17 protein-coding genes and 1 tRNA gene are annotated in these 20,903 nt (G+C 71.9%); 11 read left to right on the top strand and 7 right to left on the bottom strand.

The genetic code is table 11. The annotated features are described in order from the left end of the window. Positions 1-12: 12 nt before the first annotated feature. Complete coding sequence (locus BKD30_RS11485) at positions 13-2,193, top strand: FAD/NAD(P)-binding protein (RefSeq protein WP_076704766.1); 2,181 nt, start codon at positions 13-15, stop codon at positions 2,191-2,193. Here BKD30_RS11485 and BKD30_RS11480 read toward each other — a convergent pair. The 3 genes from BKD30_RS11480 to BKD30_RS11470 form a co-directional block, all read right to left on the bottom strand. Next, entirely contained in the window at positions 2,166-6,734 is a 4,569-nt protein-coding gene (locus BKD30_RS11480; protein ID WP_076704964.1) for an ExeM/NucH family extracellular endonuclease, read from the bottom strand. The two genes, BKD30_RS11485 and BKD30_RS11480, sit on opposite strands and share 28 nt — an antisense overlap. Positions 6,735-7,007: 273 nt before the next feature. Continuing rightward, positions 7,008-8,168 (bottom strand): ATP-binding protein, encoded by a 1,161-nt coding sequence (locus BKD30_RS11475; RefSeq protein WP_076704764.1) that lies wholly within the window; start codon positions 8,166-8,168, stop codon positions 7,008-7,010. 126 nt (positions 8,169-8,294) lie between these two features. Further along, positions 8,295-8,382: transfer RNA gene (locus tag BKD30_RS11470), tRNA-Ser, on the bottom strand. A gap of 146 nt (positions 8,383-8,528) precedes the next feature. On the opposite strand from BKD30_RS11470, the gene BKD30_RS11465 reads away from it, so the two are divergent. The 4 genes from BKD30_RS11465 to BKD30_RS11450 all read left to right on the top strand — a co-directional run bounded on the left by BKD30_RS11465 (position 8,529) and on the right by BKD30_RS11450 (position 12,777). Continuing rightward, positions 8,529-9,512, top strand: a complete 984-nt coding sequence (locus tag BKD30_RS11465) for an NAD(P)H-quinone oxidoreductase (RefSeq protein ID WP_076704963.1) — start codon at positions 8,529-8,531, stop codon at positions 9,510-9,512. 222 nt (positions 9,513-9,734) lie between these two features. Then, positions 9,735-12,071: a carbon starvation CstA family protein gene (locus tag BKD30_RS11460; RefSeq protein WP_083956374.1), complete on the top strand. Its 2,337-nt coding sequence runs from the start codon at positions 9,735-9,737 to the stop codon at positions 12,069-12,071. Next, complete coding sequence (locus BKD30_RS11455; protein ID WP_083956433.1) at positions 12,071-12,319, top strand: YbdD/YjiX family protein; 249 nt, start codon at positions 12,071-12,073, stop codon at positions 12,317-12,319. The genes BKD30_RS11460 and BKD30_RS11455 overlap by 1 nt, the downstream gene beginning before the upstream one ends. A 2-nt stretch (positions 12,320-12,321) precedes the next feature. Continuing rightward, complete coding sequence (locus BKD30_RS11450; RefSeq protein WP_076704762.1) at positions 12,322-12,777, top strand: hypothetical protein; 456 nt, start codon at positions 12,322-12,324, stop codon at positions 12,775-12,777. Between the two features lie 144 nt (positions 12,778-12,921). On the opposite strand, the gene BKD30_RS11445 is transcribed toward BKD30_RS11450, so the two are convergent. From BKD30_RS11445 to BKD30_RS11430, 4 genes are read right to left on the bottom strand one after another with little or no spacing between them, the layout of a single operon-like run. Further along, a complete protein-coding gene (locus BKD30_RS11445) occupies positions 12,922-13,290 on the bottom strand; it encodes a flagellar assembly protein FliW (protein ID WP_076704760.1) in 369 nt (122 codons plus the stop codon). Beyond that, positions 13,287-14,174 carry a flagellin N-terminal helical domain-containing protein gene (locus BKD30_RS11440; RefSeq protein WP_076704759.1) on the bottom strand — a complete coding sequence of 296 codons (888 nt, stop codon included), beginning with the start codon at positions 14,172-14,174 and terminating at the stop codon, positions 13,287-13,289. Before BKD30_RS11440 ends, BKD30_RS11445 begins: the two co-directional genes overlap by 4 nt. Next, the gene (gene flgK / locus BKD30_RS11435) at positions 14,171-15,589 is read right to left on the bottom strand and encodes a flagellar hook-associated protein FlgK (RefSeq protein ID WP_076704758.1); all 1,419 of its coding nucleotides are present in this window, start codon (positions 15,587-15,589) and stop codon (positions 14,171-14,173) included. The genes BKD30_RS11440 and flgK overlap by 4 nt, the downstream gene beginning before the upstream one ends. A 16-nt stretch (positions 15,590-15,605) precedes the next feature. Then, the gene (locus tag BKD30_RS11430) at positions 15,606-16,088 is read right to left on the bottom strand and encodes a flagellar protein FlgN (RefSeq protein ID WP_076704757.1); all 483 of its coding nucleotides are present in this window, start codon (positions 16,086-16,088) and stop codon (positions 15,606-15,608) included. Between the two features lie 239 nt (positions 16,089-16,327). On the opposite strand from BKD30_RS11430, the gene BKD30_RS11425 reads away from it, so the two are divergent. The 6 genes from BKD30_RS11425 to BKD30_RS11400 all read left to right on the top strand — a co-directional run bounded on the left by BKD30_RS11425 (position 16,328) and on the right by BKD30_RS11400 (position 20,886). After that, positions 16,328-16,669, top strand: coding sequence for a hypothetical protein (locus tag BKD30_RS11425; RefSeq protein ID WP_083956372.1), 342 nt, complete (start codon positions 16,328-16,330; stop codon positions 16,667-16,669). Continuing rightward, positions 16,666-17,238, top strand: coding sequence for an AAA family ATPase (locus BKD30_RS11420; protein WP_083956370.1), 573 nt, complete (start codon positions 16,666-16,668; stop codon positions 17,236-17,238). Before BKD30_RS11425 ends, BKD30_RS11420 begins: the two co-directional genes overlap by 4 nt. Positions 17,239-17,585: 347 nt before the next feature. Further along, positions 17,586-18,458 (top strand): flagellin N-terminal helical domain-containing protein, encoded by an 873-nt coding sequence (locus BKD30_RS11415; RefSeq protein WP_076704756.1) that lies wholly within the window; start codon positions 17,586-17,588, stop codon positions 18,456-18,458. Positions 18,459-18,597: 139 nt separating this feature from the next. Then, positions 18,598-19,998, top strand: coding sequence for a flagellar filament capping protein FliD (gene fliD / locus BKD30_RS11410; protein ID WP_076704755.1), 1,401 nt, complete (start codon positions 18,598-18,600; stop codon positions 19,996-19,998). 5 nt (positions 19,999-20,003) lie between these two features. Then, positions 20,004-20,435 (top strand): flagellar export chaperone FliS, encoded by a 432-nt coding sequence (fliS, locus tag BKD30_RS11405; RefSeq protein ID WP_076704957.1) that lies wholly within the window; start codon positions 20,004-20,006, stop codon positions 20,433-20,435. After that, the gene (locus BKD30_RS11400; protein WP_076704753.1) at positions 20,428-20,886 is read left to right on the top strand and encodes a hypothetical protein; all 459 of its coding nucleotides are present in this window, start codon (positions 20,428-20,430) and stop codon (positions 20,884-20,886) included. The genes fliS and BKD30_RS11400 overlap by 8 nt, the downstream gene beginning before the upstream one ends. The last annotated feature ends 17 nt before the right edge of the window (positions 20,887-20,903 follow it).

Genomic DNA, 20,903 nt, shown 5'->3' with positions numbered 1-20,903 from the left:
TAGGCTGACCGGATGGGGTCACGGGAGGTCACGGTCGCCGTCGTCGGCGGCGGACCCCGCGGCACCTCCGTGCTCGAGCGGCTCCTCGCCCACGGCCGGGAGCATCCCCACGTCCGGCTCCACGTGCACCTGATCGACCCGTTCCCGGCCGGTCCGGGTCGGGTGTGGCGGGCCGAGCAGTCCCGGCTGCCCCTGATGAACACGCCCGCCCTGTTCCCGACCGTGGTACCCGACGGCGTGCTGCCGGTGCCCGGCGTCGCCGGGTGGACGTTCGACGGCTGGCGCCAGCGGATGACCGACGGCGAGGAGGCCGGCGTCGGCCGGAAGACCGATCGGACCGGCACCGGCCGGGACGGCGACCAGACGCGCCGGGACGGGGGTCCGCCCGGCGCTGAGACCGGGCCCGACGGGGCGCTCTGCGGGGGCCTGGACGCCGGCGAGTGGGCCGAACTGCGGGCCCTGACCTCGAGCGACTTCCCGACCCGGCGGCTGTACGGCCGGTACCTGGCCGCGACCCTGGCGAAACTGCGGGCCGCCGCCCCCACGAACGTGACGATCACCGAGCACCGGGCCACCGTCACGGCCCTGACCCGGCAACACTCCGGCAGCGGGGCGGAGCCCGAGGGTCAGGTCCACCGGTTCTGCCTCACCCTCGACGACGGGCACGCGCCGTCGGAGGTGCCCCTGCTGGACGCGGACGCCGTCGTCCTCGCCACCGGTCACCAGGAGAGCCGGCTGCGGCCCGAGCAACGGCTGCTCCGCGACGCCGCTGCCCAGCACGGGCTGCGGTACCACCCACCGGCGATCCCCGCCGACGTGGACCTCACCGACGTGCATGCCGGGGAGCCCGTGCTGGTCCGCGGCCTGGGTCTGAACTTCTTCGACCTGATGGCCGAGCTGACCGAGGGCCGCGGCGGGGTGTTCGAACCGTGGCAGGACGGGCCCCGGCGGCGCTACCGGTACCGGCCGTCGGGTCGAGAGCCCGTCCTCCACGCCGCCTCGCGCCGCGGCGTCCCGTACCGGGCCAAGGCGGTGCTGCAGACGTACCTGCCCCGCCGGGTGCGGCTCCGGTTCTTCACCGACGACGCGGCCCGAGCGCTGCGCCGCGAGGGTGCCACCCTGACGTTCCGGCACGACCTGTGGCCGCTGCTGCGGCGCGACGCCCTGTGGGCGTACTACACGACGCTGGTCGCGACCACCCCGGCCGACCTCACCGACGACGGGCCGGCCTTCCTGGCCGAGCTGGACGCCCTGCTGAGCGAGCCCGTCCGCGGCGACGACCCGGCGTGGGACGACCGGCTGCGGCACCTGGCCGCCCGGTACGTGCGGGAGGACGCCCGGATCAACCCCGACAAGCTGGCTCAGCCGCTGGGCCGTCGAACCTGGGAGAGCGCCGCCGACTTCGACTCCGCCGTGCTGCACTACCTGCACGCCGACGCCGCCGGGTCCGCCCGCGGTGAGGACGACCCGCTGAAGGTCGCGATCGGGGCGCTGAACGCGGGCCGGTACCTGCTCAAGACCGTGGTCGCGGACGGCGGGATCACCGACGAATCCTGGCTGCGGGAGCTGCGCGGCTGGTTCGAACCGTTCGTCGAGGGCCTGGCCAGCGGTCCACCGGTACAGCGGATCGAGCAGCTGATCGCGCTCGTCGAGGCCGGCGTCGTGCGCTTCGTCGGGCCCGATCCGCAGTTCGGCGTCGAGGAGTCCGGGGCCGCTTTCGTCGCGTCCTCCCCGTGGGTGGCCCGGCCGCCGGTGACCGCCCGGGTGATGATCGAGGCGACGGCGCCGGCGAACGCGATCGCTCGGGCCGAGTCGCCGCTGCTGACCGGGATGCTCACGGACGGGTTGATCCGGCCTCGGTCCATGATGGGGGTGAGCGGCACCCCCGAGATCACCTCCGGCATGGACGTCACCCGGCCGCCGTACCGGGCGATCGACGCCGCGGGGCGCACGGTCGACGGGCTGTACGTGATCGGGCTGCCACTCTCCTCGGTCCAGCTCGGCACGGCGATCGCGGCCGAGGCGCACCGGTCGGCCCGGTCCGGTGGCCGGACGCTGTGGGACGCCGACCGGATCGCCGCCGACATCGTCGCGGGCGCGGCCGGCTCCGGAAGCGCGGCAGGGGCACCCCGGCGAACCGGGGTGCCCCTGGGCGGTCCACCTGATCAGCCGCGGATGCGACAGATGCCGTAGCGCACCAGCTCGGCGAAGTACTTCAGCCAGGCGCCGATCCCCCCGGTGGTCGGCGGTGTCGGGGCGACGCACTGCTTCCCCGGCGGGGTCGCCGCCCGGACCGTGGCCGGGACATCGACCGTCGTCGACGTCGGCGCCGCGACCAGCCGCAGCACACCCGCTCCGGTGGGCGCACCCGCCGGCACCGTCACCCGTACGGTGGCGGAACCGCCGGTCACCGGGACGCTGCCCAGCGACGTCGTCGTGCCCGCCGCGTCGATGAACGTGGCCGCCACCGTCGTGTTCGTCGGGCTGCCCAGGGAGGTCAGGTCCAGGGACGAGAGCGCGACGCTGACGGACGAGCCCGCCACGACCGGCCCGCTCGGCAGGCCGGTCGTCTGCACCCCGCGTCGGGCGAAGTCCGGCGAGACCGGACTGTTCGCCTTGAGGTAGGCGATCCACGCGTCCCGGTCGATCAGGCCCGAGTCCCGGGTGTTGGTGCCCTCCTTGAAGACGGTGAAGTTGTCCCCGCCCTGCGCCAGGAAACTGAACGTGCCCACCCGGTAGGACCGGGCCGGATCCAGCGGCTGCCCGTTGACCCGCACCGACGTGACCTTCGCGCCGGCCGGCTGGGCGGGGTCGAAGGTGAAGGTCATGTTCTTGGACACGCTCAACGCCAGGAACGACCGAGACCCGCCGGCCGGTTGCCATTGCTGCTCGAGGAGCGTCTTGACCTGGGCGCCGGTGAGTGACGTGGTCCACAGGTTGTTCACGAACGGCAGCACCGCGTTAGCCTCGGCGTAGGTGATGGTGCCATTCTGATCCTGCGGGTTGTTCGGGTCGGCCGACGCGTAGTACAGCTCGTTGCGCAGGCCGCCGGGGTTGACGACGCTGATCTCGGCGCCACCGACCGCCGGGTCCTTGAGCCGGTCCAGCAGGGCGTCGGCCACGAGGTGACCGAGGGTGGACTCGCTCGCCCGGTCATCCCGGCTGGTGCCGATGAACGCCGTGGTGATGTCCCCGGTCACCTTGCCGACCGGCTGGTTGCCGACCTCGGCGGCCTTCGCCAGGGCGGCGTCGGTGATCTGCTTGACCTTCGCGACCGCGGGGTACGTCGCCACCAGCTGGTCCGCCGGCGTGCTCGTGCGCGGCACGTTGCGGACATGATGGCCGGTGACCGCGGAGGTCGCCGGATCCCACGTGAGCGTGATCTGGCCGATGTTCTCCCCGTAGCTGCCGGTCTGCAGGATCGGGCGGGTCTTGCCGGGTTGCCCGGGCACGGCACCTTCCCACGCGTACTGCTTCTGGGTGTGACCGGTGAAGATGGCGTTCACCCACGGGCTGGTGCCGGTGACGATCTTCGCGAACGCCCCGCCGGCGGCGACCTCCTGCGCCAGCGTCGCCTTGTCCGGGGTGCCGGCACCGGCGCCCTCGTGGTATTCGGCGACGATGACGTCGGCGAGCTTCGCCTCGTGCAGCCGGGTGGCCACCCGGTTGACCGCCTCGACCGGATCACCGAAGTCGAGGTCGGTGATGCCGCCGGGGCTGACCAACGTCGGCGTCTCCTGGGTGACGGTGCCGATCACGGCGACCTTCACGCCCTTGACGTCGACGATCCGGTACTCGTCCAGCACCGGCTTCTTCGTTCCCTTGGCGTACACGTTCGCGCCGAGGTAGCTCCAGTCCGCGGCGGTCCGGACCCGGTCCCGCAGATCGGGCCACCCCTGGTCGAACTCGTGGTTGCCGACGGCGGACGCCGTCATCCCGAGAGCGTTGAGCACGTCGATGGTGGGCTGGTCCTGGGCGACCGAGGACGCGAACAAGGAGGCGCCGATGTTGTCACCGGCGGAGAGGACCACGGTCTGCCCCGAGGGTGCGGCCGCCTTGAGTTGTTCCACGGTGCCGGCCATGTTGACGGTGTTGCTGTCGATCCGGCCGTGGAGATCGTTAATGTTCAGCAGGTTGATCTCGGTGCTGCCGCCAGCCGGGGAAGCCGGGTTCAACCCGACCAGGATCGGGTCGTGGTCGCTGGAGCGGTAGGCGTCGGGCCGGTAGAAGTTCGTCGCGTTGTTGTTGTACCGGCTGTACTCCAGGGCGACCGGCTCGTCGGCGTTGATGTCCCAGATGTCGGCGCCGGTCACCGCGGCGTCGGCCTCGGGGGAGGCGAAGACGTGGTCGAGGGATCCCACGGCGCCGCCGAAGGCGTAGGTCTGCTTGCCGGTCTTCGCGCCCTGGCTCACGTAACCCGCGGCGAGGATGCGCTGGACCGGGTCTTCCTTCGCGTACGAGTTGAAGTCCCCGACGAGGAAGACCTTCGTGACGCCGGTGTCCTTCTTCTGCGCCTCCGCGAAGGCGAGCAGTGCGTCGGCCTGGCGGACCCGATCTGCGTTGTACGCTCCCTGTCCGTCCCCGCTGTCGACGTTGCCGCCGGTCGCCCCCGACGCGCCCTTGGATTTGAAGTGGTTGCCGATCACCATGAACCGGGACGCGTCCGGCGCGCCGACCGGTGTGAACACCTGCGCCAGCGGCTCGCGGGCGTTCGTGTAGGCGGGTGAGCCGAGGAGTATGGCCGAATCGCCGACCGGCTGCACGGCGGCCTTCTTGTAGATGAACGCAGTCCGGATGACGTCCTCGTCGGCCAGCGGCGGCACGGCGGCTGGCGAGGGAACGTACGCCCAGGTGTCCGTCCCGGTGCCGGCGTTGAGCGCGGCGACCAGGCGCTTCAGGGCGTCGTCGCGGTCCTCGCCGAACTTCGCGGAGTTCTCGATCTCCTCCAGCGCGACGACGTCGGCGGTGAGCCCGTTGATGGCGGTGACGTGCTTGTCCTGCTGCCGCTTCAGGTTGGCCGCGTCCCAGGCGCCGCGCGCCTGGCAGCCGTCCTTGACGGTGACGGGGTTGCCCGCTCGGTCCGTGTACGCCCGGCAGCCGGGCAAGGAGTCACCGGTGGTGGTGAAGTAGTTCAGCATGTTGAACGTGGCGATCTTCACCGCTCCGGCCACGTTCTTCGGGGCGGCCTGCCGCGTGTCCCTGAAGGTCGCCGGCTGCACGGTGTCCGCGTTCTCGGCGGTCAGCGGGACCAGCGGCTGGTACTTCCAGGCGTTGTTCCGGTAGTCCAGGACGACGTCGGTGGTGAAGGTGGCCTGCGCGCCGACCCGGATCGGTTTGTCCGGCGTCAGGTACGGCAACGGGAGGGCCTGGTTCGCAGCGCCGCCGAGGAAGTCGGTGGTGGCGCCGTCGTCCAGGCGCACGGTCTTCGCCGTGTTCTGCGCGGCGGCGGCCCTAGCGGCGGCGCCGGGGGCGACGGCCACGGTCGGGGTGAGCAGGGGGCTGGAGCCCGGCGTAAGGCCGATCTCGCCGTACCGGTTGAGGCTGTAATTGTCGGTGACGGTGAAGTCACCGGCCGGGGCGACCAGCATCCCCTCAAGGGATTCCTTCTGCGCCTCGTCCGTGGGCAGCCCCACGGTCGTGGCCTTGACCTCGGGGGCGGCCTCGGTCAGGGCGGTGACGCCGCCGCCGGGGACGGAGAGTTGGGTCAGGCCGTAGTACTCGCCGACGGTGCCGGTGACCTGGATGTAGTCGCCGACCTTCACGTCGCCGACGGTCGCGGGCGAGTAGACGAAGACCGCGTCCGACGCCCGGTGGGTGGTGAGGTCGACGTCGCCGCCGGTGCCCGCCGTCTGCAGGTAGTAGCCGTTGAAGCCGCCGGTCGGGTACGCGGCGGTGACCCGTCCCCGGGTGGTGACGGTCTGGTTGATCAGCCCACTGCTCGACCCGCTGCCCTGGATCCTCGCGATCGGGGTGACGGTCGCCGGCGCCGTGGTGGGACTGCTGGTGGGATCGACGGTGGGGCTCGATGTCGGGGAGGCCGACGGGGACGGGTCCGGCGCCGTCGAGGACGCCGTGTTCTGCGGCGTCACGTCGGCGCTCACCGTGAAGTCCGCGCCGTTGTCGTCGGTGTCCGGGCCGGAGCGGGTGATGGACTTCGGGTCCGTGGTGGCGGCCGGGGCGGCTGCGGCCGTGGTCTCGAACGTGTTGGACGTGCCGTAGCCCAGGACATCGACGACGCCGGGCACCTGCCGGGCGTCGGTGATCGATCCGGTCGGCAGGTCGGGAACGGCCGTCGTTCGGTCGGCGAGGACCAGGGTTCCGGCGGTGGCCGCGAACGAGGTGCCACCGGTGGCGTCGGCGGCCGGCAGGGCCGCGCCGGTCGCGCCGTTGGAGGAGGCCGCCACGAGGTAGTGGCCCTTCGCGGGGACGCTGCCGGTCAGGGGGATGACGCCGGTGGGCGCGGCGGTACCGGCGGCGGACCGGTACTGCACGGACCAGCCGTCGACGCTGACCGCGGCGTCCGAGCCGTTGTAGAGCTCGACGAACTTGTTCTTGTAGGGGGCGTTGGCACTGCCGCCGTTGGTGTACGCCTCACTGATGACGACACCGGAGGCCGACGATGCGGGGGTGGGTTCGACCGCTGTCGCCGGGAGGGCGAGCAGGGGCGAGGCGAGCAGAGCGGTGGCGAGGGCAGCACCGACGGCGGCCCTTGGCTTGACTCTCAGGGCTGGCATTCTCATGGGACTCCCGTTCGAGGCCCGGTCGGTGATGGGTCGACCGGTGCGAGTGATGGTGGTGCCGATGCGTCCGAGGCTACGGGTGACCTCCGACACAACAGCTCCGGCGTCATCACATCAGGCCCGCGTGAACGAGAGATGTCGGCCGGTCGACGTGCGAGTTCGCCGGTTCCTGCTGACCGGGGGGAGATTTTCCTCCCCCGCTCGAGACGAAGTGGCGAGGTCAGCAGGGAACGCCGGTCGACGCGCGAGTTCGCCGGTGCGCAGCCGTCAGGATCGGCGCCGGGGCCGGCGCACGTCGTCGTCGGCGGACGCGAGCCGCCCGCCGGTCTGCCGGTCGAGCAGCGCCTCGCGCAGATACGGGAGGGCGAACTCGACCCGGCCGGTACCCGCCGGCCGGATCAGCTCGTCCTCGATCAGCCGGGCACGGTAGACCGACTGGTACTTGACGCTGACGCCGATCCGCGCGGCGATGTCCGCGACGCGCGAGGGACCGTCGTCGTCGAGCATCGCCGTCAGGTAGTCGGCCTTACGGGCGCTGAGGCCGCGCAGGGCCGGGCCGTGCACGTTCCGGATCATCTGCGCGACGACATCGGAGCGCGCCTGGGCGACGTCCTCCACCGCGATCACCGGGGACGTTCCGGCCCCTTCCCAGGCGTGCGCACCGATGAGTTGGATCAGGTAGGGATAACCGAACGAGATCTGCCCGGCGAGCACCGCCGCCTCCGGGGTGATCGACCGGCTCGTGTCGGCGACGGTCTGCCGGATCGTCTCGATCGCGGCGCTGAGGGGGACGCTGCCGAGCTCTACCCGGTGGGCCCGGCGCAGGAAAGTCGTGCGGTCGTGGTCGAGGAGGTCGTCGACGCCGGTACGCACGCCCGCCGCCACCAGGCCGACCGGGAGGTCGCGGCGCAGCAGGTCCTGCAGGTGCTGGGTCACCTCGTGCAACTGGTCCCGGTCGACCGACTGCACCTCGTCCAGGATCAGCAGCAGACCACCGTGACCCTCGCCCGCGACGGTGGCGAGCCGTGTCAGCAGCTCCCCGAGGGGCAGACGCTCCTTCTCGTACCGGTCCACCACCTGACGGGTCGCGACGATGCCGGAGGCCCCGGCGCCGGTGAGCCGGGACCGGACGGCGTCGGGGTCGAGGGACCGGAGCCGGTCGACGGCCAGTTCACGCAGTTCCTCCACCAGGGACGACGACGCCGTGTGCAGGGTGAGGACCGTCCACCCCCGGTCGGTCGCCACGGACTCGAACTCGGTGATCAGCACCGTCTTGCCGGTGCCGCGGGCGCCAAACACCAGCACGTTGCGTTCGCCCGGCCGGTTCTCGCGCAGGGCGCGGTCGAAGTCGTCGACGACGGCGCCGCGACCGGCCAGGACGGCCGGGGTCAGCCCGAACCCCGGCCGGAAGGGATTGTCTCCGTTCATGATCCCGTCATGTTAGTGCTTGTTAGAAAGTGCATCCTGTGGAACTCGCCAGATGCACGGGTAGGGACGGCGGCGGCACATTGTGGCGATCGGTGAGCGCGCGGCCGCGGAGCCCGACCGCGCGAGCGGAAGGTGAGGGATTCGAACCCTCGGTACGGGGTCACCGCACACTGGTTTTCAAGACCAGCTCCATCGGCCGCTCGGACAACCTTCCCGGGCCTGCAGTCTGTCATGGGCGCCCGGGACAGAACAAAGCCACGCGGGGTCCACCGAACACGGCGGACCGACGTGGTCATCGGGTTCCGCCAGAAACAAGGGTCGGCCGGGGTGCTGGCCGTGTCGACCGGGCACAATGGGCGGGTGAAGGCGATCCAGATCCAGTCCCCGGGCGGCCCCGAGTCGCTCGTCCTCACCGACGTGCCCGACCCGCGGCCCGCCCCCGGCGACGTCGTCATCGACGTCGTCGCCGCCGGCCTGAACCGGGCGGACGTCAACCAGCGCAAGGGCCACTACCCGCCGCCGCCGGGAGAGTCGGAACTGCCGGGTCTGGAAGTCTCCGGCCGGATCAGCGCGGTCGGTGACGGCGTGGACGGTTTCGAAGTCGGCGAGCCGGTGTGCGCGCTGCTCGCCGGTGGCGGCTACGCCGAGAAGGTCGCGGTGCCCGCCGGGCAGGTGCTGCCGGTGCCGGCCGGCGTCGACGTCGCCGACGCCGCCGGGCTGCCCGAGACGGTCGCCACCGTGTACTCCAACCTCTACCTGCAGGCGCGGCTGCAGCCGGGGGAGACCGTGCTGGTCCACGGCGGCGCGGGTGGCATCGGCACGACGGCGATCCAACTCGGCACTGCGCTCGGCTCACCCGTGTACGTGACCGCCTCGTCGGCGCAGAAGATCGAGGCGTCGGCCCAGCTCGGCGCCGTTGCCGGGATCGACTACACCGGCGAGGACTTCGTCGAACGGATCCATGACCTGACCGACGGCCGGGGCGTGGACGTGATCCTCGACGTCGTCGGCGGCGCCTACCTGGATCGCAACCTGCGGGCGCTCGCGCCGAACGGGCGGCTGGTGATCATCGCCACCCAGCAGGGCAGCCGCGCCGAGTTGAACATCGGCCGGCTGATGAGCAAGCGGGCGTCGGTGATCGGCACGACCCTGCGCGCGCGGCCGAGGGCGGAGAAGGCGGAGATCATGGCTGCCGTCCGGGAACACGTCTGGCCCCTGATCGAAGCCGGCCGGTTGACGCCGCTGATCGACCGGCGCTTCCCGCTGACCGAGGCCGCCGCCGCACACGAGTACTTCGACTCCGGCAGCCACATCGGCAAGGTGCTGCTCACCACGGGAGCCTGAGCACCACCGCCACGGGGATCGCCACGGGAATCGCCGGCGGTGACCGCCGTCACGAAACGTCGGTGGCCCGGAGTAATCTCGAATCAGCACGACGCCGCGGGCCGGGCAGCCCGCGGCGTGCAGCAGGACCAACACGACCAGCACCAGCAGCGCCCGCCACCCGCGGCGGCCTGCGGGACAGCCGCTCGCCATCATCACGAGCGCCGAACCGAGGAGAGCGACATGGGCTCACACCGCAGCGACGAGAATCGCAGCGACGACAACGGCCGAGAGCACGGCCGGGACCACCGCCACGACGCCACCGGAACGACGTCCGCGGCCACCGCGCTCGCATCCGATCCGGACCTCCCGCCCGCCGCGGTCGACGAGGAGGTGCTGGAGGCCGAGCACCGGCGGTGGACGCCCGTGAAGATCGCGATCTGGGCGGCCATCGCCCTGCTCGGCGGCCTCGCCTGGGTGATGCTGGCCCTGGTCCGCGGGGAGACGGTGAACGCCATCTGGTTCGTGTTCGCCGCCGTCGCCACCTACCTGATCGCCTACCGCTTCTACTCCCGCTACATCGAGCGGTACATCACCAGGCCGGACGACCGACGGGCCACCCCGGCCGAGTACAAGGCGAACGGCCGTGACTACATGCCGACCGACCGCCGGGTGCTCTACGGCCACCACTTCGCCGCGATCGCCGGTGCCGGCCCGCTGGTCGGTCCGGTGCTGGCCGCGCAGATGGGTTACCTGCCCGGCACCGTGTGGATCATCGTCGGCGTCGTCCTGGCCGGCGCGGTGCAGGACTACCTCGTGCTGTTCTTCTCCATGCGCCGCGGTGGCCGGTCCCTCGGCCAGATGGCGCGCGACGAGCTGGGTGTGGTCGGGGGCATCGCCGCCCAGTTGGCCACGCTCGTCATCATGGTCATCATCGTCGCGATCCTCGCCCTCGTGGTGGTCAACGCCCTGGGGGAGAGCACGTGGGGCGTCTTCTCCGTCGGCATGACCATTCCCATCGCCCTGTTCATGGGCGTCTACCTGCGCTACCTCCGCCCCGGCAAGGTCAGTGAGGTCTCCGTCATCGGGTTCGTCCTGCTGATCCTGGCCATCGTCGCCGGCCGCTGGGTGGCCGAGAGCGACTGGGGCAACGCCCTGTTCCAGTTGGACAAGGTCACTCTCGCCTGGCTGATCATCATCTACGGTTTCGTCGCGGCCGTGCTGCCCGTCTGGCTGCTGCTGGCCCCGCGCGACTACCTCTCCACCTTCATGAAGGTGGGCACCATCGTGCTGCTGGCCGTCGCTATCATCGTGGTCCGCCCGGAGGTCTCCGTCCCGGCGTTCAGCGAGTTCGCCGGCCGGGAGAACGGGCCCGTGGTGCCGGGGTCCCTGTTCCCGTTCCTGTTCGTCACCATCGCCTGCGGGGCACTCTCCGGCTTCCACGCCCTGATCTCCTCCGGCACGACGCCGAAGCTGATCGAGAAGGAGCGGCAGACCCGGATGATCGGGTACGGCGGCATGCTGATGGAGTCCTTCGTGGCGATCATGGCGCTGGTCGCGGCGATCTCCATCGACCGTGGGATCTACTTCGCCATGAACTCCTCGGCCGCGGCCACCGGAGGCACCGTGCAGGGCGCCGTCGCCTTCGTCAACGGTCTCGGTCTGCAGGGCGTGAACCTCACCCCGGACATGCTCACCCAGACCGCGAACGACGTCGGGGAGACCATCGTCTCCCGCACCGGCGGCGCCCCCACCCTCGCCGTCGGCATGGCCCAGATCTTGCAGCAGTGGTTCGGCGGCGGCGGCATGATGAGCTTCTGGTACCACTTCGCCATCATGTTCGAGGCGCTGTTCATCCTCACGGCCGTGGACGCGGGCACCCGGGTCGCCCGGTTCATGCTGCAGGACTCCCTCGGCAACGTGTTCCCGCGGTTCCGGGACACCTCCTGGACCGCCGGTTCGTGGATCACGACGGCGATCATGGTGGCCGCCTGGGGCGCCATCCTGATCATGGGCGTCACCGACCCGCTGGGCGGGATCAACACGCTGTTCCCGCTGTTCGGCATCGCCAACCAGCTCCTGGCGGCCATCGCGCTCGCGGTCTGCATGGCGATCATCGCCAAACGCGGCGTGGTCGGTCGGCTCTGGGTGGTGGCCCTCCCGCTCGCATTCGCCGCCGTCGTGACGATCACCGCGTCGATGTTCAAGATCTTCTCCCCGGTGCCCGCCGTGGGCTACTGGGCCCAGAACGCCGCCTTCCGCGATGCGCTCGCCGCCGGGAAGACCAGCTTCGGCACCGCCAAGACCACCGCCGCCATGGAGGCGGTGGTCCGCAACACCGTCATCCAGGGCACCCTGTCGATCGTGTTCGTGACGTTGTCGATCATCGTCATCGTCGCCGCGATCGTGACCACCGTGCGGGCGTTGCGTGCCGGTGGTGGTGCGGACACGGAGGACGCCCCGGTTCCCTCCCGGATCTACGCGCCGGCCGGGTTCGTCCCGAACCGGGCGGAGAAGGAGCTGGAGGAGCGGTGGGCGACCGTGCCGGCCGGGGCGCAGCCGCAGCGAGTGGGCCACTGATGGCGTCATCGTCGTTCCGACCGGGGACGCCCGCTGCCGGGAGAGCCGTCGGTTCCGCCCGGCGGCCGCGCGGGTGGTGGGCGACCCTGCGCTGGTACGTCCGCGGCGTCCTGGGGGAAGACGTGTACGACGCCTACGTGGCGCACCGTGCGGCTACCCACCCCGAGGGTCCGGTGTTGAGCGAGCGGGAGTACTGGCGGGCACGCACCGACTGGCAGGAGAAGAATCCGCAGGGGCGCTGCTGCTGAGCATGGCCGGCTTCTTCTCCGCGGCGCGTGCCGCCCGGCGGGACGACGCGGCGCTGGGTCGCGGGGTGTGGCGCCGGGCGCACGACCGGTTCCGGCGGGGGCTCGACCGGTACCACCAGGTGACCGAGGAGGTGGCCGACGCCGTGACCGCCAACGCGCTGGTGCTCACCGGTGACGAGCTCGCCGACCTGCTGCCCCGGGTGCGCGCCGTCTGCGCGGCCGCCCATCGGGCCGCACCCAGCGAGGGCAGCGACATCCCGGCCTCGGCCCGCGGACGGCTGTCCGACGTGCATCGGGCCCTGACGCGCAGCGGCAACGCGTTGGCCGCGACCGCGGAGGCCGCCGCGATGGTGCGGCTCGGCGCGGGCGGGCTCGACGCCGTCCACCGCCGGGCGGCCAACGTCGTCGAATTCGTCCGGGAGGCGGAGGAGCGGATCGCCGGGGAGTCCACCGACTGAGGCCGCCAAGCCGGCGATTGCCGCGTTGGTCGCCGGTCGCCTCGGACATGGGGCGATCGCCGAGGATCGTGGCATGTCGTCCCCGTAGCCCGGCTCGCCACCGGGCCGGGCTACGGGGCAAGGATCAGCCGTGCAGGCCGGTACTCAACGAGCCAGCGGTGCCCGCAGCGGGTAGTCCTGGTCGGAGAGGATCACCTGAGCGCCCGTGCCCGTCCGCTCGTTGACGATGACGGGAGCGAGCAGGTTGACGGTGGTCGCGTCCTCCCCGGGCGTGGCGACGACGAGCACGCGGACGGACTCGCCCGCGGCCAGGCCCAGTCCCTCGGCAGCGTCCGTGAGATCCGGGGCGTACCCCGGCACGTAGACGGAGGCATCGAGCAGGTACAGCCGCAGATCGGTCTCCGCGGCCGGGCGGAGGCTGAACAGTCCGGGTGCGCCGGTCACGGCGTCCAGCGTGTAGGCGGTCCAGGGGGCCAGGCCCGGCATCGGCTCGACGAGGGTCAGAGCACTCATCGCAGGAAGTCCATCAAGGTCGACTGCAGGGTCTTGGCGGTCACGGCCAGCGCCGCCTGGTAGCTCGTCTGCTGCAACTGCAGATCCAGGACCGCGGTGCCGAGGTCGACGTCCTCGATCGCAGCCCGGTTCGATTCCAGGGACACCTTCGCCGCCGCGTTGGCGTCCTTCGCGGCGGTCAGCGTGGACAGCCGGGCTCCGGCGTCGGCGCGGGCGGTGGTGACGGTGCGCAGCGCCGTGTCCAGTTCGGCCAGCCGCCCGGTCCCGGTGCCGCCCGCGCGCAACTCGGTGGAGATCGCATCCAGGAGCGCGAACACGGACCCGCCGCCCGTACCGAAGATCGCGGCGCCGTCGGCGTCGACCCGCACCGTCTGCTCGGGGCCGAACCGCCGTTGCACCGCGTCTCCGGCGACCCCGGTGTACACCGGGGGCTGGCCGTCGGTGAAGGCGGCCGGGGTGTCCGCCGTCGCGGCGAACAGGTTGCGGCCCTGGTGGGTGGTGTTGGCGGCGGCGAGCAGATCCGCCCGGAGGGCGTCGATCTGTTGCGCGAACGCGGCCCGGTCGGCGGGGGTGCGGGAGGCGTTCAGGGACTGCTGAACGCTGTCGCGCGCCGAGATGATCGCGTCGGTGGCGTTGCCGAGGGCGGCGTCGACCCGGGTCAGCCACGCGGTGCCGTTGTCGATGTTGCGCCCGTACTGGGCGTTCGCCGCGGTCTCGGCCCGCACGCGGAGCGCCTGTGCGGTGCCGGCCGGGTCGTCCGAGGGCCGGGTGATCCGGCGCAGGGACGTGGCCGTCTCCTGGGCGTCGGCGAGCCGGCCCTGCGCGGCGGCGAGTTGCCGGCTCGCGGAGGCGGCCATGGTCTGGGTGGTGATGCGGAGGGTCATCGCAGTCCTACGGTACCGGTGCGGTTGATCAGGATGTCGAGCGTCTCGTCCATGGTCGTCAGCACCCGGGCCGCCGCCTGGTAGGCGTACTGGGCGGAGACGAGGGTGACGTTCTCCTCGTCGAGGCTGACGGAGCCCGACGAGGTCTGGCTGCTGCGGGCGGCCCCGGCCGCGGCCGCCGTGATGGTCTGCTGCCCGGTCGCGGAGCGTGCGGCCGCGCCGAGGGCCGCGACGGCGGTGGCCCAACGCCGGTCGGGGGAGTCGGGACCGCTGCCGACCCGCGCCAGGCCTGCGGCGGCCGTGCCGTCCAGCGGACCGGAGCCGCGGGCGGCGGTGGCCAGCGCGGCCGGATCGGTGGGCACCACGGTCAGGCCGGCGGCCGCGGGGCGGCGGGGGTCGAGAGCGAAGAAGTCACCGGCCGGCGAACCGGAACGGGTCGTCCCGGCGTTGTGCGCGGTGTTCACGGCGGTGGCCAGGTCGCCGGCGATGCCGTCGAGAGCGGCTGCGGCCTCGGCGATCGGCCCCCCGGTCCCGGCGTCGTCCGCGGGCGCGAGCACGCTCAGCGTCGCGGCCAGCTCGCCGCCGGTCAGGGCGACCGGTGTGCCGGGCGTGTCCTGCCAGCTGACGCGCACGGGCGCCCCGGACGCCGGATCGGCCGGGCCGGTGACGGTGAGGACGCGGGCCGCGGTGCCGCTGACCAGCCAGGTCCCGTTCAGCCGGACGGTCATCCCGCCGTCGGGCTGAAGCTGGGCGGTCGCCCCGGCGGTCGACGCGAGGGTCTCCGCCAGCCGCGCCCGTTCGTCGATCAGCTCGTTCGCGGTTCCGCCGGCGGCGGTGGTGGAACCGATCACCCGGTTCAGCTCGGCGAGCCGACCGGCCGCCGCGTTGACCTGTGACGTCAAGGCATCCACGTCGGCGCGGCGGTCCCGCCACTGGGTGGTGACGGCGGTGCGAGCGGTGGCCAGGCTCGCCCCGAGGTCCCGGCCGGCCTGCAGGACGGCGACACCCGCCCCGGGCTCGTCCGGGTTGTTCGCCAGATCCGACCACGCGGACCAGAAGGCGCTCAACCGTCCGGACAGCGCGGTGGTGCCCGGCTCACCGTACGCGTCCTCGAGGGAGCCGTAGGTGGTGGCGCGGACCTCGGCGTACCCGGCGGCGGCGGCGCTGGTGCGCACCCCGGCGTCGAGCAGGGCGTCACCGAGCCGGCTGATCCCGGTGACGGTGAGGCCGGCGCCGACGGGGGAGGCGAGGCTGCCCCGGGTGACGGCGGCCGGCGCTAGTGCGCTCTGTTCGACCCGCTGCCGGGTGTAGCCGGGGGTGGCGACGTTGTCGACGTTCTGCGCCGCGATCAGCAGGGTCTGCTGAGCGGCGCCCAGCCCGCGCTGGGCGAGCTGGAGTCCCGCGAAGCTGCTCATGACGCCTTCCCGGAGCTCAGAGGTTCTGGTCGAGGAACCGGGACAACGACGACGGCGCCGCCGACCCGGTCGCGTCGTACGTGCGCGACGACGGCGCCATGGTCGCCATCGTCTCCTCGGTGGCGCGGGCCGCGGCCCGCAGGAACTGTTCGTTGGCGTCGCGCAGGGAGCGGATCGTGGCGGTCTGCTCGACCATGGCGGCCAGGTGCGAGCGGAGAATGTCCTGCCAGGCGCCGTCCGGGGTGACCTCGGCCAGCTCGCGGAGGGTCGCCTCGGTCGGTGCGCCCCACTCGGTCGCCAGCGCGGCCACCATCACGGTGCGTTCCAGGCCGGCGACGGCGAGTTGGTCGACGACCTGCTCCACCTCCGCGGTGGCCTGGGGCAGGCGCCGGGTCCGTCCGGCGGTCAGCAGCAGCTGTTCCACCTCCAGGCGGAAGGTCAGCGTGTCCAGCAGTTCGCGTTCGCGCCACAGCTGGGCCGACAGGTCGGTGAACGACATGCCTGGGCGTCTCCTTCGGGTACCGGGGGCCGGGGCCGTGACATCGGTTCCCGGGACCGACCTCGTCTCCGACGCCGGCACCGATCACTATTGGCAGTCGACGCCCGCCGGTAAGGCCACGCACCTGGCCCGGGACGTCCATTTCGGGTGTCACTGGGCGTACTGCGCCTCTCCCCGCCGGAAGGACCAGTTCTCGTTCGGCGCGACCGAAGCGTGTAGCAGAACGCTACGATAGGCCCATGCCTGCGATGCCGACCCACCCTACCCGGATCGACCACGACGTCTACGAGGCCGCCAGGGCCGAGGACGGAAGCGCGTCCGAGCGGATCAATCGGTGGGCGCGGATCGGGCGGGAATTGGAGGCGACGGGCAGCGGAGCGGTGGTGGCCAGGGTTCTTGCCGGCAACGGTTCGTACGACGCGCTGGCCGGGCGTGAGCAGGCGATGGTTCGGGCGGCCTGGAATGAGCGGATCGCCGGCGCCATCGCCTCGTTGGATCTCGAGCAGGAGTTGACTGCGGCCGGCGAGCCGTGGGCGGAGGGTGACGAGGAGGGCAACCTCGTCATCAGGGGCGGGGAGTGAGTTCGCCGGTCCTGCACCTGCTGGCCGGTCCGAACGGGTCGGGGAAGACGACCTTCGTCGAACGCGTCCTCGCGCCGAACCTCGTGCTTCCGTTCATCAACGCGGCTGCGATTGCGGCGAGGAGATGGCCCGGGAGTGAGTCCGAGCACGCCTACGAGGCGTCGCGGGAGGCGGCGGAACAGCGTGCGCGGCTGCTGGCCGTGGGGGCATCGTTCATCACGGAGACCGTGTTCAGCCACCCGAGCAAGGTCGACCTGGTCGAGCAGGCCGCGGCCCTTGAGTATCTCGTGACGCTGCACGTGATCATGGTCCCCGAGGAGGTGGCGGTGCGGCGTGTCGACTATCGCACGGCACACGGCGGACATGCCGTTCGCGAGGCGAAGATCCGCGGGCGGTATGCGCGGCTCTGGACCCACGTCGCGGCGGCGCGGCTGATCGCGGACCGGGCGCGGTTCTACGACAACAGCAGAGCGGCGAACCCGTTCCGCCTTGCCGCTATCCTCGAGCACGGTGTCGCGGTGGGGGAGGCGCAGTGGCCGACGTGGACCCCTCCCGAACTGCTGCGGTAGGGCGGCCCTGACCGACGGCGGCCAGTTCCCGAGCGGAGAGGCGCTTCGCGACCCTGACCGACGTCGTCGTCCCCGGTCGCGACGATCTCTCGGGCCCATTCGGCGGCATGAGTTGGCTCCCTGTCTCCTCTGTCTGCAGGGACCCGGTGCATGCATCGTCGACGCTGATGGTTCAGGGTCGGCTTCGCCTACTTCACTGGCTGCATCCTCCTTGCCTCAGTCTGTCCTGGTCAGATCCTTCTTGTCCCGTGCCTAACGATCCCTCCGGGCCTGCCGATAGATCCAGATGCGAGCCCACGGACGGGCTCAGGCAGTACCCGAACAACAATCACGGAGGATGACCTGTCATGGCGATGACCATCAACACCAACACGGCCGCGAGCAACGCGTACCTGAACCTGTCCCGCACGCAGACGGACATGTCCAAGTCGATGGCGAAGCTCTCCAGCGGCCTGCGCATCAACACCGCGTCCGACGACGCCGCGGGCATGGCGATCTCCGAGGGCCTGCGCTCCCAGGTCAACGGCTACAACATCGCCGCCCGGAACGCTCAGGACGGCATGAACGTGCTGCAGACCGCGGAAGGCGCCCTCACCGAGGTGAACTCCATCCTGCAGCGCGTCCGCGACCTGGCGGTTCAGGCCGGCAACGACTCGAACAACACCGCGTCCCGCGCCGCGATCACCACCGAGGTCACGGGCCTGGTCGACGAGCTCGGCCGGCTCGCCGACAACACCAACTTCAACGGCATCAACCTGCTGCAGGGCGCCACGTCGGGCCCCGCCGGTGACGGCAAGCTCACCTTCCAGGTGGGCGCGGGGTCGACCTCCGCCGATCAGATCTCGGTGGATCTCGGGGGGCTGACCGGTGCGGACATCAAGACTCTCGCGGCCGATCTGAAGACGGCCATCGTCACGACCGACGGCTTCGCGAGCGCCGCCACCGCGCTGACCACGATCGCGACCGTGGACACCAAGATCGGGGACGTGTCCACCGCGCGTGCGTCCCTGGGCGCCGTGGCCAACCGGTTCCAGAACGCGATCAACTCGCTGAACGTGACCGCGCAGAACCTGTCCGCGGCCCGCTCCCACATCACGGACACCGACATGGCGGCGGAGATGGTGACCTACACCAAGGACTCCATCATCGCGCAGGCCGGTACCGCGATGCTGGCGCAGGCGAACCAGTCCGGCCAGGGCGTGCTCAAACTCCTGGGCTGATGACCGGACCGCCCCGCGGGGCGGACCCGGTGACCGGGACGGCGGCGGCCGGCACGACAGTGCGCCGGCCGCCGCCGTCGCCGGGGCGAGCCGACCCCGCTGACCGGGGCCGGTAGAACCCATCGGCTACGGAGGACCCATGGCCTCGATCGACGGACTTGCCAGCGGACTGGACACGACGTCGCTGATCAACTCCTTGATGAAGGTGGAGCAGCTGCCGCAGCAGCAGATGCAGGCGCGCCGGCAGAGCGGGCAGACCCTCATCGCCGCGCTGCAGCAACTGAACGCGAAGGTCGCGGGCCTGGCGGACATCGGGCGCACGCTCGGCGGTCCGACCGCCGCATCGGCGCTGGCGGCCACCACGTCGGCCGCGTCGGTGACGGCGACCGCCGCCAAGGGTGCTCCCGGCGGCAGTTTCGCACTGACCGTCGACCGGCTCGCGCAGGCCCAGGTCGCCGTGACCGGCGTGATGAGCGCGTGGCCGACGAACCCTGACGGTTCGGTCGTGGCGCTGACCCTCGTCGACGCGACCGGCAAGCGTACCGAGATCACCCCCGCATCGACCGCGGTCCAGGACGTCGCCGACGCGGTCAACGCGGCCGGTGGCCCGGTCACGGCGGTGCGCGTCGCGGCGGGGACCGCCGCGGACGGCACCGCGCAGTACCGGATCCAGTTCACCGCGGCCGGCTCCGGGGCGGCCGGCGGCTTCAGCGTCTACCGGGGCACCGCCGCCGACCTGGACGCCGGCACCGCGACCGACCTGATGACCGAACCCGGGGCCGCCGTCGTGACCGCGGCCCAGGACGCCTCCGCGCGCCTCTACGCCGGCACCGCGGCGGAGCAGGTGCTCACCTCCGCCACCAACACGTTCACCGGTGTGCTGCCCGGAGTGGACGTGACCGCGACGACCGTACCGGATGCCCCCGTCACGGTCACCGTCGGCCTGGACGAGGAGGGCGTGATCAGTCGGGCGTCCGCCCTGGTGGATGCGCTGAACGGTGTGCTCTCCTCCATCGCGGCCCAGCGCAGCATTACCACCAGCACCACCAGCGGCGCGACCAGTGTGAACGCGGGCGTGTTCACTGCCAACTCGACGGTGACGATGGTCAACGACCGGATCGCCGCCGCCGCGTACCGGCCGGTGAACGGCGACTCACCGGCCCGGTGGGGCATCGAGCTGAACCGGGACGGGACGTTGACGTTCCAGGAGGGGAAGCTGCGAGCCGCCCTGGCTGCCGACCCGGCCGGAACGCAACGGGCGCTCGCCGACATCGCCGTCCGGGTGACTGCCGCCGCCACGGACGCCTCGGCCCCGGCGACCGGTGCCCTGTCCAGTCTGATCCAGGGCCGGCAGGCGGAAGTCTCGGACCTGGCGAACCGGATCGGGGACTGGGACCTGCGCCTGTCCGCCCGGCGGGATTCCCTGAAGTCCTTGTTCGACGCCATGGAGGGCTCCCTCGGGGTCCTCAAGAGCCAGCAGACGTGGCTCACCAGCCAGATCGCCAGCCTCCCGACCTACAACTCCAGCCAAGGACAGTGACGTCGATGAGCACCACCCTGATGCAGGCCCGGCAACGCGCCCAGTACACCCGTGACGCCGTCCTCTCCGCCAGCCCCGCACGCCTGCTGACCATGCTGTACGACCGGCTGCTGCTCGACCTGCGCCGCGCCGAGGCGGCCCAGGTGGAGCAACGCTGGCCGGCCGCGGCCGTCGACCTCGTGCACGCCCAAGACATCATCACCGAGCTGTCCGCCAGCCTCCGCACGGACGTGTGGGACGGGGCCGAGAGCCTGCGCGGCATCTACACGTACGTGCACACCGCCCTGATCACCGCGAACGTGCGCCGCGACGTCGAGCGTACCCGGGAGGCCATCGCCCTGCTGGCCCCGCTGCATGAGAGCTGGCACGCCGCCGCCGACGCCGTTCCCGCCCCCGCGACGCCGTCTCCGGCGCTCGGAGGCTGGAGCGTTGGCTGAGCCGGCCCCCGACCCGTTCGTCTCGTTCGAGGAACACAACATCGTCCGCTGGCTCGCGGTCCTGGACGCGCTCGAGCACGCGCTCGACGAGGCGGACCGACTGCTCGCGGATCCGTCAGCCGCCGGATTGGGGGGACCTGGGTCGCCGGCGGTCTCACGGGCGGTGCCGGTCGGGGGACCGGTACCCACCGACGCGTCGGCACCGGTGGCTGCCGGTGCCGACGCGGCCGGTCTCGCGCTGCGGCGCACCCGATGGGTCCCGCCGCCGGGACTGGGCCCGGTGCCCGAGTACCTGCGCGGCCGGATCCAGCGCCTGATCACGCGACAGCGTGCCACGGCGGCCCTGCTGGAGGCGGCCAAGGGTGCCACGGCACGGCATCTGGCCACGGTGGACGCCGTCCGATCCGGCACGGGCCGGCTCGGTCCGGCCTACGTCGACGTGGTCGGCTGAGCCCGGGGCCGGACTCG

Source organism: Tersicoccus phoenicis (assembly GCF_001968835.1).
GTDB classification, from domain to species: domain Bacteria; phylum Actinomycetota; class Actinomycetes; order Actinomycetales; family Micrococcaceae; genus Tersicoccus; species Tersicoccus phoenicis.
This window is presented reverse-complemented; position numbering and strand designations above follow the sequence as displayed.